Raw genomic sequence first — 12918 nt, 5'->3', positions numbered from 1 at the left:
TGGCGGAATTAATTTAGTGCGTATTTAATTCTTCCGATGGGTTTGTTATTAATAAAGTTGACATATTGTAATATGGTCAGCGCACTAATTTTCCCGATTATTCGGGCAAACAGACCATTTGTTATTTTCGCATAATTCCTGATAACCAAAAATTGATCTGTGAGTTGTGAGAAGAGAGTTTCAATCCTTTTTCTGGCTTTGGCAAAAGGGATTAATTTTGGTTTCCAATTCTTTTGGTTCAGCCTATATGGACATTCCAATCTAATGTGAGCCGTTTGGAAAAGATCGAGTTGAACATCAGCCCCTATATATCCCTTGTCGCCATAGATGTTACAGTCATGATAGACCAGCTTGACATCTTTCATATAATTGAGGTCATGCACGCTGGCCTTTGACAAGTCATAGGAGTGTATCACCCCACTTAACCCACAGAGTGCATTGAGTTTATAGCCAAAGTAATACATATTTTGAGATGCACAGAAGCCGAAATCCGGTGCTTGTGAGAAATCTCCCATTCGCCCCATCTTGCAACGCTTCCCTCTGGCAACCCTGCATACGGCTATCGGCTTGGAATCTACGAAGAATTGAGTTTCCCCACCGTCCATTTGGGCAGCGATTCTCTTTCGTATGTCTTCGCATAATCCTGCGGTATTCTTTCTACGGTCGTTGAATTGCCTGCGAGATATGAGGTTAGGTATTTTGTCTTTGTACTCCTGAAGCTTATAATCAAAAAGCCATTTTTCACTATCAATGCTCTCTGATTCCGCTGTCAAGGACAAGGCAACGACCTCCAAATCTGAAAATTTTGGCATGGGACCACGACGGGGTATATTTCCCTGCTCATTGACAAGGTTGTGAGAGAATTGCTTGCATATCTCAAGGATTTTGACGAATTTTGTGTATAAGTTGCACATACGAGGATTTGTACTTAATGGTTTTGACTTCACTAAGTTACTAAAAATCAACGATATGTGCAACTTTTTGTATATCATTATAGCTACATTTTAATTCCGCCAACGGGTAAATATAGGGCAGCACCACCCGCAAAAGGTTCGACATATTTATCGTAATCATGAGGAATAAACTGTAAGAAATTCTTTATTTCCTTACTTTTTCCTCCACGATATTTAATAATTGGTTTCATACGTTGCCTTTCTTAAATTCTTCGAACCTTACCAAGTCAGTCAGTTCTACATCTAATATTTTTGCAATCTGCATCAGATTGCCTAAATCGGGCTGACTTGAATTGGTACACCATTTAGATACGGTTGTTTGGTCTTTACCTAACTGTTCAGCCAGCCATTTGTTCGTCCGTCGCTTTTCTGCAAGAACTACTTTTAGCCTATTTAAATTTTTACTTGCCATATAGTAATCGTTTCTCTTGGCAAAGATACGTTTTTTTCTCCATATAAAGAATGTCTTGATGAAGTTTATAGGATATTCGCAATAAAATGAATAATCTTCTATTGTTAAATATGCGATTCTTGTTTTCAGGCTGATGCACTGCTACAAAAGTCCGTTTTTACCAGTGTCTGGTACTCCTGTTCCCAGCCGTTGGGAACAGGTGTACCTATCGGTTGGGAATCGTATTCCCGATCGGTTGGGAAGTGCAGTTTTAGGGTTTCCCCCTCGTCTGGTAGGGAAATGGCTTTGCGGATATGGGAGTATATGACTACCTTTGTAAACATAAAGTAATTTGTAAGTTATGAAGAAATTGTTTATTCTACCGATTTCGGCAGCTGTCCTGCTGAGCAGCTGCGGGACGTATGCCGGCTCGGGAGCGATGACCGGCGGATCGCTGGGCAGCGTGCTGGGTAGTGCCATCGGTGGTATTGCGGGCGGCGCACGCGGTTCGGATATAGGGACGATTGTTGGCATGGCGGGCGGTGCCATTATCGGTGCTTCGGCAGGAGCAAAGGCCGACCAGCGTACGCAGGATGAGGTACACGACCGCTATGAGAAAGTGCAGCAGCGCAAGGCCCGTATGCAGCGGAGCCATACTGGGTGGGATGATTACAGCCAGACGGACGACTACGCCCTGTCCGGCAGGCGTGACAGCAGCGGATTTGATGCGATGAACTCCGGCGACGACCGCCTCTACGACTTCCAGGGGAGTGACTATACAGGCGATTACAGTGCCGCCCAGTCCAAGACAAAGGCTCCGGCGGAGTCGAGTGTGGAGGAGCTGGCCGGAAGTTACCGCTATACGCCTAACATCGAGATCCTGAATGCCCGCTTTGTGGATGACAACCAGGACGGTGTGCTCTCGCGCAATGAGGTCGGAAAGATCATCTTCGAGGTGATGAACCGCGGGGAGAAGCCTGTCTATGATGTTCAGCCCTCGGTGCTGGAGACGACAGGCAATCCGCACATCTACATCAGTCCTTCCATTCATGTGGAGAGCATCGCCCCCGGCAAGGGCATCCGCTACACGGCACTTGTGAAGGCTGACAAGAAACTGAAGACCGGGAGGGTCGCATTCGCCGTGACGGTCCTGCAAGGACAGAAGAGTATCAGCAAGGTGACGGAATTCAATATAAGAACGGGGAAGTGAGTGGACGAGTTGACAGTCGACGAGTTGACAAGTTGGCTGACAGGGTTGTGTGACGGCGGCTGTTTAAAGCCAGCCTTGAGATGTGTCGGGATTTCCGACTAAGTTTTTCTGTGCGGTTCTGATGGCGGACAACCGGAACGGCGTATGAACGGAATGAGGGCGTACCCGGCAGACTGTCGGGCACGCCCTCAATGTGTTTCCACAGGCATCTTTATTTCCACACGTCGGCGGCGATCTTCTGCACGAGGTCGATCTTCGCCCATTGTTCCTCCTCGGTCAGTTTGTTGCCGATTTCGCAGGAAGCGAAGCCGCACTGCGGACTGAGGCAGAGGTTGTCGTGGGCGACATACAGTTCGGCATCTGCAATGCGTGCCTTGACCTGCGCTTCGTCCTCCAGCTCCGGCCGTTTGGTCGTAATCAGTCCCAGTACGACTTTCTTGTCGGCAGGCACGTATTCCAGCGGTTCGAAACCTCCGGAACGTTCGTCGTCGTATTCCAGATAGAACGCATCGACATTCTCCTGTGCGAAGACGAACGGTGCCACCGGGTCGTAAGCCCCCCGGCAGGCGTAGGTGGAATGGTAGTTGCCCCGGCAGATGTGGGTGGTGAAAGCGATGTCGGCCGGTCTGCCTTCGAGTGCGAGGTTGTTTATCTTCAGGTATTTCTCCGCCTCGTTCTCCAGGGTGGCGTGGTCGCCCTCGCGCGCCTTCCAGTAATCCTTGTCGACGATCATTCCCCATGTACAGTCGTCGAACTGTATGTTGCGGCAGCCTGCAGCGTAGAGGTCGGCTATTACCTGCCGGTAAGCCTCGGCGATGTCGTGCAGGAGCAGGTCGAAGTCCGGGTACACCGCCTCCGTGTTCTTCGTGTTGTCGCCCCGGTAAAGCTCGGCGAGCAGCTGCGCCGGTGCGGGGATTGTCTGGCGTGCGGTGATACCCTCCTCTTCGAACTGTTTGACGAACCTGAAGTGCTCGACGAAGGGGTGGTTCTCTCCGCTGATGCGTCCTGTCAGGCGGATAGAGCCCGGTGTCGTCTCCTCGCCGTGGAACTGATAGCCGTGTTCGAGTTCTATCTCCTCGATGCCGTTGAATCCCCACATGAAGTCCAGATGCCAGTAGCTTCTCCGGAACTCGCCGTCGGTGATCACTTTCAGGCCGTGCGCCTTCTGTTTGGCAATCAGGTCGGTAATCAGGCGGTCTTCCACGGCTTTCAGCTGCCGGCGGTCTATCTTTCCTTCTGTAAACTGTTTTCTTGCCTCCTTCAGTTCTGCCGGGCGGAGGAAACTGCCCACGATGTCGGCACGGTAAGGTGCGTTGGATGGAATGTTGCTCATATCTTTTGTTTTCTTGTTTGTTCCTGACGGATTGTGGGTGCAAAGTTATGCAAAAGATAATTATCCTCAAAATATCCTGCATGATTCAGGAAAATATGCTACCTTTGCTGTGTTTTGTTCAATCTGACAGAATATTATTCTGCAAAAAGTGGAAGAAATGGAGCATACAACCAGTCTAGATGAGACAGACCGCCGGATTCTGAAAATCCTGCAGCAGGACTCCCATCTGACGGTGAAGGAGCTGGCTGCACGTGTCCACCTCTCGCCGTCTCCGGTCTTCGAGCGGCAGAAGCGGCTGGAGCGTGAGGGTTACATTGTGCGTTACATGGCCGTCGTCGATGCCCACAAGGTGGGGAACGGTATCCTCGTGCTGTGCAATATCCGGCTGAAGCAGCATACTCAGGCACTTATCCAGGAATTCATGGACGTGGTGCAGGGCATTGACGAGATTACGGAGTGCTATAACACCAGCGGCGATTACGACTTCCTCATCAAGGTGTATGCACAGGATATGAAGAGCTACCAGCAGTTCATGCTCAACACCCTGGGCAAGATCGACTGTATCGGAAGCCTGCACAGTATCTTCGTCATCGACGAGACCAAGAACACCCGTGGAGTGCCGGTTCCGTAGCAGCCACGGGTCTTTAAAATCTTTTAAAGCACAAAGACTTGGCGGTTATTACATTTTTATATACCTTTGCGCAGATAATCGGGGCAGGTCCTGCCCCGCCAGAAAAGGCTGTCGTGCCTTTCATTGTAAAAAGGTAATGATGCCGGTATATAAACCAAGGAGACCCCAAGGGGTTTGAAATTATGAGGAAAATAATTGCGCTGTCAGCAATCATAACCATTCTCACTTTCTCTTGCTCGACAGTTCTGCAGGCCCAGCCTGCCGCTGCTGCCGATACACTGTCGGATGCGGCACTGGATGCCACAGGCGTGGCGGACACGGCTGCCGTGCAGAAGCCTTCGGCAAAGGATGCCGGCTTCCACCAGTCGCTGAAGCGGAAGTTCATCGAGGGCAATGCGGGCTTCATGTCGCTTGTGGCACTGGCGCTGGTGCTGGGGCTGGCGTTCTGCATTGAGCGCATCATCTATCTGAGTCTGTCGGAGATCGATGCCAAACGGTTCGTGGGCAGACTGGAGGATATGATAGCGGCCGGCGACATCGAACAGGCCAAGACGCTGAGCCGTGACACGCGCGGTCCGGTGGCATCCATCTGTTACCAGGGCCTGTTGCGCATCGATGACTCCATCGAGAACATCGAACGGAGCGTTACCTCCTACGGCAGTGTGCAGAGTGCCAACCTCGAGAAAGGCTGCTCGTGGATTACGCTCTTCATCGCCATGGCTCCGTCGCTCGGTTTTCTGGGGACGGTCATCGGCATGGTGATGGCGTTCGACCAGATACAGGAGGCCGGCGACATCAGCCCTACGATCGTGGCGGCCGGCATGAAGGTGGCACTGATAACGACCATTTTCGGTATCATCGTGGCCCTTGTCCTGCAGGTGTTCTACAATTATATTCTCTCGAAGATCGAGCATATTACGGCACAGATGGAGGAGTCGGCCATCTCGCTGCTGGATGCGATCATGAAGTATAAGCTGACAGTTGGACGAGTTGACAAGTAGACGAGTTGCCGGATGGACGGCATTGTATTAATTGGAGGTGCAAGATGAAAAAGATAAAAGGGTTGGCAAAGATGGATGAGGAACGCATATCGCAGCGTGTTCTCTATGTGACAGTAGCTCTTTCTGCTGTTGTCTTTCTGGCGTTCTATCTCGTCGGGTTCGACTTACCGTATGCCGCCGACCCGTCTTTCAAGGCTCCGCTGCTGACCGATGTCCTGCTCGGCTTCATGGGTATTCTGCTCGGCTTGGCCGTCCTTGCGTCGGTCGTGGCTGTCGTGTATGGCGTGCGGAGAGCGAACAGCCGTGAAGGACTGACGAACGGCATTCCCTCCCGGAAGATTGCCTGGATTACCTATGGTGTAACGTTTCTGATTCTTGTCCTGACTTTTGTCTTCGGTTCTACGCAGGCGATGAGCGTCAACGGACAGATGTTCTCGGATGCCTTCTGGCTCCGTATGTCGGATATGTTCGTCAACAGTTCGCTGCTTCTGCTTGTTCTGGCGGCGGGAGTCGTCGCTTTCGGGGCTACGCGTTATTACAGAAAGGAGCACAGATGATGTTCCGACGAAAGGAGAAACGCAGCGTCCCGGGGCTGAATACGACTTCGACAGCTGACATCTCGTTCATGCTGCTGATACTCTTCCTGGTTGCATCCTCCATGGATCTCGACCGGGGGCTGGCTCGCCGGCTTCCGGCTATCGACAGGACGAAGAAGACTCCTGCAGCCGTGGACAGCAGAAGGGTCATCCGCCTTGTCATCGATGGCGGCAACAGGGTGACGCTTGACGGCAAGACCGTGACGATGAAGGAAATACGGCAGCGTGCGGTGCAGTTCGTAGAAGCCAACGGAAAAGGGCATCTCATTCAGCTGCAGACCGACCGTAAGGCCTCTTACGACACCTACCTCCATGTGCAGGACCAGCTGGTGGCTGCCTATAACGCCGTGCGCAACCGCCGTTCGTCTGGCCTGTTCGGCAAGATGTTCGACCAGTGCAGCCGTGAACAGCAGGACCAGGTGGCCTCCGAAGTGCCCATCCGTATTACGGAGGTATATGCTGTCGGCGGTTTGGAGAAGACGGTGAAAGGAGGTGGAAGATGAGACTCTATCGCAGCAGGAAACACGAAATACCGGCGTTGAACACGGCCTCCCTTCCCGACCTGATCTTCTCTATCCTCTTCTTCTTCATGCTGGTCGTACATATGCGGAAGACGACGGTACACGTGAAGTACCAGGTACCTTCGGCCACGGAACTGTCCCGTCTGTACAATAAGTCGAGCGTGCAGTACATTTACATCGGCCGCCCGGTCAACCGGATCGGGAAGGTGGACGGAAAGGAAATGGTCGTCCAGCTCAACGACAGGATCACGACGATTCCTGAGATTAGGAACTATCTTGTCCATCTCTCCGCCGCACTTCCGCCGGAACAACGCCGCCGGCTCAGCGTTAGCATAAAGGCCGACCGCCATGTAGACATGGGAACCATCATGGATCTCAAGCAGGCATTGAGGGAGGCTAATGTGCTGGATGTCAACTTTACAGCTGTCATGGACAGACAGAGAAAAGCTGAATGACCATCTGTCTGCTGGTGGCGGGTAATTGAAAAGTGATTAAAATGTTGGAATCGGGTTGTAATTTGTTGTAAAAAAGCGGTCTCCCTTTGGTTGATTAAAAGTATTTTCGTACCTTTGTAGACAATATTACAATTGTATAGAATGGCACATAGAAGTTTAGATCATCTTGACAAGAAGATTCTGCGCCTCATTGCCGAGGATGCCCGCATCCCGTTCCTTGAGGTTGCACGTGCGTGCAACGTCAGCGGCGCAGCAATTCATCAGCGTATTCAGAAACTTACAAACCTTGGAGTCCTGAAAGGCTCGCAGTTTATCATTGACCCGGAACGCATTGGTTATGAGACCTGTGCTTTCATCGGCTTGAATCTTAGAAACCCGGAGAAATTCGATGATGTGGTAGAGGCTTTGCGGCAAATTCCGGAAGTTGTCGAATGTCATTACACGACAGGCGAGTACGACCTCTTCCTGAAGATGTATGCCTACAACAACCATCACCTGATGGCGATTATCCACGACAAGCTGATGCCGCTCGGGCTGTCGCGCAGTGAGAGTTCCATCTCTTACAACGCTGTCATCGACCGCGCATTGCCTATTGACGGCATGAAGGTGGCCGATCATGTGCCTGACGACGAGGACGAAGACGAGGAATAGTCTCTGTCAGTCAGTGGGAATCTGCACGGGCTGGCAATGGCGGTCGTTTGTCTGCCGCTTGCCGCCGTCCCCCATAACTCCCTCCCTGAAAGCATCAGAGGGGGAGTTTTCTGTATCTGTTCATTTCTTAATAAATTACAAAGGATGCCATATTTTTCTTCAATCAAAATATTATCCTTACCTTTGTCTTAACATATTGGCATAAACCTTAGGGTACTGTTTGTCAATCCTTAGTATTCATTTTTTCATAAGTTATTATGTTCAGAAGAAGTATGCTGCTTGTTGCAGCAATGATAGTAAGCCTCTGTGCATCAGCACAGTTTCAGGAAGGTAAGGGGTATCTGGGAGCTTCCCTTACAGGACTTGACCTGCACTACAACAGTCAGGATGGATTCAATATCGGCATTGAGGGAAAGGCCGGATACTTCCCTTGGGATAACGTCATGGTACTTGCTTCTGTCGATGCAGTACACAATGGGTCTAAGGCCGTTGCCGATCACATCACCGTCGGTGCCGCCGGCCGGTACTACATCACGCAGAACGGACTCTATCTGGGTGCAGGCGTGAAGTTTCTCCATGCCAATCATAGCTACAATGATATGATGCCGGGTCTCGAGGTGGGTTATGCCTTCTTCCTCAACCGTTCAGTCACCATCGAACCGGCCATCTATTACGACCAGTCGTTCAAGAAGTCGGACTACTCGACGGTAGGCCTTAAGGTGGGGATTGGTATTTATCTTTTTGACGACTGACAAGAGAGGGATGTCAGCGGAACGACGTGTGTGTAGAGGCTTGAATAATCGCAATGCAGCAATATCCTTCCCAGCTCCTGGAACGTGCCGTTGAGGCCTTCTCCCAATTGCCGGGCGTGGGACGGAAGACCGCCCTGCGCCTTGTTCTTCATCTGCTCCGTCAGCCGGCCGATGAGGTGGATGGCTTTGCCGAAGCCGTTGTACGGGTGAAACACGATGTGAAATACTGCAAGGTGTGTCATAACATCTCGGACTCTGATGTCTGTTCCATCTGTTCCGACCCGAGGCGGGATGCTTCGCTGGTCTGCGTGGTGGAGAACATACAGGACGTGATGGCCATTGAGAATACCCAGCAGTTCCACGGACTGTACCACGTGCTGGGCGGCATCATCTCGCCGATGGACGGTGTCGGACCGCACGACCTCGAGATTGATTCGCTCGTGAAACGTGTGGACGAGGGAGGCGTGAAGGAGGTGATTCTTGCCCTTGCCAGCACGATGGAGGGTGATACCACCAACTTCTATCTCTCGCGGAAGCTGAAGGGAAAGAACGTGAAACTATCGGTCATCGCACGGGGCATATCCGTCGGCGATGAACTCGAGTATACGGACGAGGTGACGCTGGGCAGAAGCATTCTGAACCGTACGCCTTTTGAAAGCTGATTGCAGTGATGGACAGAACAAGGAAAATACTTCTTTCGGAACTTGCCGGCTCCTGTCTGCTGACAGTGCTGCTTGTCGCCATGTTTGAAACCGGATTGCTTCTGCCCGGCGGATGGGCCGGTGCGGACAGCGGGACAGTGGTGACCCTGCAGTTTCTGATGCAGTTCCTGACCCTTTCCGTCATCCCTCTGGCACTCTTCCTGTTCAGAACAGGACCCGTCAGGAGAGACCTGCGGAACGGCGGACAGCAGGTTTCGCGCCGTCTGCTCTTCTGGGGCAGCGTGCGGATGATGCTGATCTGTGTGCCCATGGTACTCAATCTATTCTTTTACTATGCCTTTGGCGACCTTGCCGGGTTCTTTTATCTTGCCGTCATTCTGGCCCTGAGTCTCTTCTTCATCTATCCCGGCAGGAAACGCTGTATGCACGAATGTCATTTGGATAATCCGGAGGAAGAGGACAAATGAAGTTGAGTGTTGTCATCGTAAACTACAATGTCAAGTATTATCTTGGGCAGTGTCTGCAAAGTCTGTTCCGTGCTTTGAAAGGCGTGGAGGCCGAAGTGTTTGTGGTTGACAACCATTCTCATGACGGATCTGTGGCATATCTCCGCAGCCGTTTCCCTGCTGTCCATGTCATCGCCAGTGCGCATAACCTGGGTTTCGCACGCGGTAACAACATTGCCCTCCGCCAGTGCAAGGGCGAATATGTGCTGTTGCTGAATCCTGACACGGTCGTGGGCGAAACGGTCATTCAGTCGTCCATCGCTTTCATGGACAGTCATCCTGCGGCAGGTGCGCATGGTGTCGAGATGATTGACGACCGTGGACGAAGAGCTCCGGAGAGCCGTCGTGGCCTGCCTTCTCCATCTGTGGCCTTCTACAAGATGACAGGACTCTGTCGGCGGTTTCCACAGCATGACAGGTTCGCCCATTATTACATGGGCAGTCTGCCGTGGGATGTACCGGGGCGGATCGAGGTGGTCAGCGGTGCTTACTGCTTTCTGCGCCGGTCGGCTCTGGAACGTGTCGGACTGCTCGACGAGGATTTCTTCATGTATGGTGAGGATGTCGACCTGAGTTACCGACTGCTGAAAGGCGGCTGCGAAAACTGGTACCTGCCTGTTCACATCCTGCATTATAAAGGCGAGAGTACGCAGAAGTCCAGCTTCCGTTATGTCCACGTTTTCTATGAGGCCATGCTCATCTTCTTCCGCAAGCATTATGGCGGAATGAATGTACTCTGGCGTCTGCCCATCAAGGCGGCTATCTATGCGAAGGCCATCGGATCTCTGGTGGGAATGACGGTGGGCACTGTCCGGAAGAAGATGGGGTTCAGAAGTCCTGTCGCCGTTTCCTGTCCACATTATATATTCGTGGGTGGAGAGGAGATGGTGCGGTGTTGTGAGCAGCTGGCTGCCGACAATGCGCTTTCGGCAATGAGTTATGTGGCAGGAGACGAAGGCCTGCCGTCTGTTCATTCCACCCTGCTTGAGAGCCTGGTGGGGCAGGGCGGGGAGTTCTGTGTAGTTTACGACACCGCGCAGTACAGTTATCAGAGTATTCTTGAGGCTTTCGCCCGGCAGCCGCAGTCTAATATTCACATAGGATTCTATCATGTATGCGAAAACTGCATTATAACCATGAATGAGATAATAGGAGGACAATGAATGGAGAAGGAACATGAAGTATCCGTTACGCTGAGAGCCATGGAGCCTGAAGACCTCGATGTGCTCTATCAGATAGAAAACGACCGCAGTCTGTGGAACATTGCCTCGACGAATGTTCCTTATAGCCGGTATGCCCTCCACAATTATATTGCCGATGCGAAAAACGATATCTATATCGACGGACAGATCCGCATGATGATTGAAAACTGTTCGCATGAGGTGGTGGGCGTGATCGACCTTGTCAATTTCGATCCCAAGCATCAGCGGGCGGAACTGGGCATCGTCATCATGCAGCAGTACCGGCGGAGAGGCTATGCACAGGCGGCCATTTCAAGTCTGATGACTTATGCACATGATGTGCTGCACCTTAAACAGGTCTATGCTGTCGTCGGTGTAAGGAACGAGAAATCACAGCGTTGCCTTGCCTCGCTGGGGTTCACCGGCGACAGTATTCTGAAGTCGTGGCTGTACTGTGACGGCGGTTATCAGGACGCAAGGGTCATGCAATTTTTTGTTTAAAAAGCGTATTGATTTCTTGGCAGTACGGATTTTTATTGTTACCTTTGCACTCGCAAAACAGAAAAGGGGCTTTCTCCATCCAGTTATCTGGTGTGTTAGTTCAGTTGGTTAGAATGCCTGCCTGTCACGCAGGAGGTCACGAGTTCGAATCTCGTACACACCGCAGGCCTCTTTTTCTGTAATGCAGGGTGTGTTAGTTCAGTTGGTTAGAATGCCTGCCTGTCACGCAGGAGGTCACGAGTTCGAATCTCGTACACACCGCAAAAGCCCTGGCTTATTTGTCAGGGCTTTTTTGTGTCTTTCCGTGTCTGTTCCTTTCAGGCGGCATCACTCGGGAATGTTGTTTCCTGGGTGGTTGTAACGTACTTGTAATCAGGAGGATATAGACGGGTCGGGAAAAGGTGCTTAATTGCAGGCCAAACAGGCGTTACCTGGCGTGCAAGTAGGCCTTACTTGCAGCCCGAATAAGCCTTACTTGGAACGCAAGTAAGCACCACGTTATTTCCGGCATATTTTGACGCACCTTTTTCCGGCTCATCCTCTCTGTTTCCAGAGCGATACTTCGCAAGGCAGATGTGTCTTCACGTTCTTCCTTTCAGGTGAAGGAAAAAATCCGGAGGCTGCTGTTTTTAGAACGCATAGCCGAGGCCTACCGTAAAGGTGTTCATGCCGTAGCTGGCGAAGGCGTGGTGGTAGGCCACGTCAAGTCTGATACCGGCCAGCTCTCCTCCTGCACCGAAGGTCAGGGCATCAGACCCCTTGTCGGCATGGCGGTAGCCAATGCGTGCAGAGACCATTTGCCTGTAAGTGTATTCCAGACCGGTGCAGAGTAAGGTTTCGTGGGCTTCCTTCGGCGTAAAATAACGGTACGACAGCGCATAGGTAACTGCGTGCTGCCGGGCTATGTCCGCCTTCCAGTCACCGCCCAGTACGACAGAGGTCGGCAGGCTCTGCGGGATACCGGTGTCGTCGAACTTTACCGACTTGCCGAAATCCATCAGCCGCGCACCGAAGGTAAGGCGGGTAGGCAGGGCAGGGGAGAGACTGAAAGCTTTCTGATAGCCTGCACCTACGGAGAATGCCCATGCGTCAGCATGGGTGGCTGCATGGTCCCGGGCATAAGTGGTCGTAGCGTATACGGCTATTTCAGGAGTCACGGAAAAGGAGTAGCCCAGGTCTAATGCTATATTATAAGGTGAAATACTTCCGGCCTCTCCGTGCGTTCCCGTTACAGGGACGGTCAGTCCGCCCAGGTAACGTACGCCGCCCATCAGTGCGGAACGGTTCTTGAACTGGTATCCGGCAGACAGGTTGTACTGTGTCAGCCGGCCGTCATCCGTCTTGGGCTGTGCTTCAATCGAAGCGTCGGCGGAGAATTTCCTTTCGCCGAAAGTAAGGCCGGCCGGGTTGGTATAGATGTGCATCTGGTCGGTGTTGCCAAGCATTGTACCACCCATGGCGGCAGTGCGTGCGTCGGTTGTCCCTTCCAGTAGGGGAAGTATGCGGCTTTGTGCCGTGGCTCTCATCGCAAGTCCTGTGCCCAGGATGAGGAGTGCCGTTGTGATCTTGTTCAT

Annotated in this window: 18 protein-coding genes and 2 tRNA genes; 14 read left to right on the top strand and 6 right to left on the bottom strand. The window is 51.9% G+C overall.

What is annotated here, in order from left to right; all coding sequences use genetic code 11:
• Nucleotides 1-8: 8 nt before the first annotated feature.
• The 4 genes from DYH27_RS06020 to DYH27_RS13385 all read right to left on the bottom strand — a co-directional run bounded on the left by DYH27_RS06020 (nucleotide 9) and on the right by DYH27_RS13385 (nucleotide 1688).
• A complete protein-coding gene (locus DYH27_RS06020; RefSeq protein ID WP_036876464.1) occupies nucleotides 9-989 on the bottom strand; it encodes an IS982 family transposase in 981 nt (326 codons plus the stop codon).
• Between the two features lie 8 nt (nucleotides 990-997).
• Entirely contained in the window at nucleotides 998-1144 is a 147-nt protein-coding gene (locus DYH27_RS06015) for a DNA adenine methylase (RefSeq protein WP_115338002.1), read from the bottom strand.
• Complete coding sequence (locus DYH27_RS06010) at nucleotides 1141-1365, bottom strand: helix-turn-helix transcriptional regulator (protein ID WP_013671043.1); 225 nt, start codon at nucleotides 1363-1365, stop codon at nucleotides 1141-1143. The genes DYH27_RS06015 and DYH27_RS06010 overlap by 4 nt, the downstream gene beginning before the upstream one ends.
• A gap of 125 nt (nucleotides 1366-1490) precedes the next feature.
• Nucleotides 1491-1688 carry a hypothetical protein gene (locus DYH27_RS13385; protein ID WP_025068304.1) on the bottom strand — a complete coding sequence of 66 codons (198 nt, stop codon included), beginning with the start codon at nucleotides 1686-1688 and terminating at the stop codon, nucleotides 1491-1493.
• 17 nt (nucleotides 1689-1705) lie between these two features.
• Between DYH27_RS13385 and DYH27_RS06000 the strand changes: the two genes are divergently transcribed.
• Complete coding sequence (locus DYH27_RS06000) at nucleotides 1706-2554, top strand: COG1361 family protein (protein ID WP_025068305.1); 849 nt, start codon at nucleotides 1706-1708, stop codon at nucleotides 2552-2554.
• A 211-nt stretch (nucleotides 2555-2765) separates the two neighbouring features.
• Here DYH27_RS06000 and DYH27_RS05995 read toward each other — a convergent pair whose 3' ends face one another.
• Nucleotides 2766-3887 (bottom strand): 5-methyltetrahydropteroyltriglutamate--homocysteine S-methyltransferase, encoded by a 1122-nt coding sequence (locus DYH27_RS05995; RefSeq protein ID WP_025068306.1) that lies wholly within the window; start codon nucleotides 3885-3887, stop codon nucleotides 2766-2768.
• A 157-nt stretch (nucleotides 3888-4044) separates the two neighbouring features.
• Here DYH27_RS05995 and DYH27_RS05990 point away from each other — a divergent pair, with 157 nt between their 5' ends.
• The 13 genes from DYH27_RS05990 to DYH27_RS05930 all read left to right on the top strand — a co-directional run bounded on the left by DYH27_RS05990 (nucleotide 4045) and on the right by DYH27_RS05930 (nucleotide 11605).
• Nucleotides 4045-4518: an Lrp/AsnC family transcriptional regulator gene (locus DYH27_RS05990; RefSeq protein WP_004352762.1), complete on the top strand. Its 474-nt coding sequence runs from the start codon at nucleotides 4045-4047 to the stop codon at nucleotides 4516-4518.
• Nucleotides 4519-4700: 182 nt separating this feature from the next.
• Nucleotides 4701-5519, top strand: coding sequence for a MotA/TolQ/ExbB proton channel family protein (locus DYH27_RS05985; RefSeq protein ID WP_004352816.1), 819 nt, complete (start codon nucleotides 4701-4703; stop codon nucleotides 5517-5519).
• A gap of 44 nt (nucleotides 5520-5563) precedes the next feature.
• Complete coding sequence (locus DYH27_RS05980; RefSeq protein ID WP_013671046.1) at nucleotides 5564-6076, top strand: hypothetical protein; 513 nt, start codon at nucleotides 5564-5566, stop codon at nucleotides 6074-6076.
• The gene (locus DYH27_RS05975; RefSeq protein ID WP_025068307.1) at nucleotides 6073-6618 is read left to right on the top strand and encodes an ExbD/TolR family protein; all 546 of its coding nucleotides are present in this window, start codon (nucleotides 6073-6075) and stop codon (nucleotides 6616-6618) included. The genes DYH27_RS05980 and DYH27_RS05975 overlap by 4 nt, the downstream gene beginning before the upstream one ends.
• Nucleotides 6615-7091, top strand: a complete 477-nt coding sequence (locus DYH27_RS05970; protein ID WP_025068308.1) for an ExbD/TolR family protein — start codon at nucleotides 6615-6617, stop codon at nucleotides 7089-7091. Before DYH27_RS05975 ends, DYH27_RS05970 begins: the two co-directional genes overlap by 4 nt.
• A gap of 141 nt (nucleotides 7092-7232) precedes the next feature.
• The gene (locus tag DYH27_RS05965; RefSeq protein WP_013671049.1) at nucleotides 7233-7742 is read left to right on the top strand and encodes an Lrp/AsnC family transcriptional regulator; all 510 of its coding nucleotides are present in this window, start codon (nucleotides 7233-7235) and stop codon (nucleotides 7740-7742) included.
• 257 nt (nucleotides 7743-7999) lie between these two features.
• On the top strand, nucleotides 8000-8494 hold the full coding sequence (locus DYH27_RS05960; protein ID WP_025068309.1) for an outer membrane beta-barrel protein: 495 nt from the start codon (nucleotides 8000-8002) through the stop codon (nucleotides 8492-8494).
• A 53-nt stretch (nucleotides 8495-8547) separates the two neighbouring features.
• Nucleotides 8548-9156 (top strand): recombination mediator RecR, encoded by a 609-nt coding sequence (gene recR / locus DYH27_RS05955; RefSeq protein WP_013671050.1) that lies wholly within the window; start codon nucleotides 8548-8550, stop codon nucleotides 9154-9156.
• Nucleotides 9157-9164: 8 nt separating this feature from the next.
• On the top strand, nucleotides 9165-9623 hold the full coding sequence (locus DYH27_RS05950; RefSeq protein ID WP_013671051.1) for a hypothetical protein: 459 nt from the start codon (nucleotides 9165-9167) through the stop codon (nucleotides 9621-9623).
• On the top strand, nucleotides 9620-10825 hold the full coding sequence (locus DYH27_RS05945) for a glycosyltransferase family 2 protein (RefSeq protein ID WP_025068310.1): 1206 nt from the start codon (nucleotides 9620-9622) through the stop codon (nucleotides 10823-10825). The genes DYH27_RS05950 and DYH27_RS05945 overlap by 4 nt, the downstream gene beginning before the upstream one ends.
• The gene (locus DYH27_RS05940) at nucleotides 10826-11344 is read left to right on the top strand and encodes a GNAT family N-acetyltransferase (protein ID WP_004352774.1); all 519 of its coding nucleotides are present in this window, start codon (nucleotides 10826-10828) and stop codon (nucleotides 11342-11344) included.
• 89 nt (nucleotides 11345-11433) lie between these two features.
• A tRNA-Asp gene (locus DYH27_RS05935) sits at nucleotides 11434-11507 on the top strand.
• A 24-nt stretch (nucleotides 11508-11531) separates the two neighbouring features.
• A tRNA-Asp gene (locus DYH27_RS05930) sits at nucleotides 11532-11605 on the top strand.
• 368 nt (nucleotides 11606-11973) lie between these two features.
• On the opposite strand, the gene DYH27_RS05925 is transcribed toward DYH27_RS05930, so the two are convergent.
• Complete coding sequence (locus DYH27_RS05925; RefSeq protein ID WP_025068311.1) at nucleotides 11974-12918, bottom strand: PorV/PorQ family protein; 945 nt, start codon at nucleotides 12916-12918, stop codon at nucleotides 11974-11976.

It is taken from the genome of Prevotella denticola (assembly GCF_900454835.1).
GTDB lineage: Bacteria > Bacteroidota > Bacteroidia > Bacteroidales > Bacteroidaceae > Prevotella > Prevotella denticola.
This window is presented reverse-complemented; position numbering and strand designations above follow the sequence as displayed.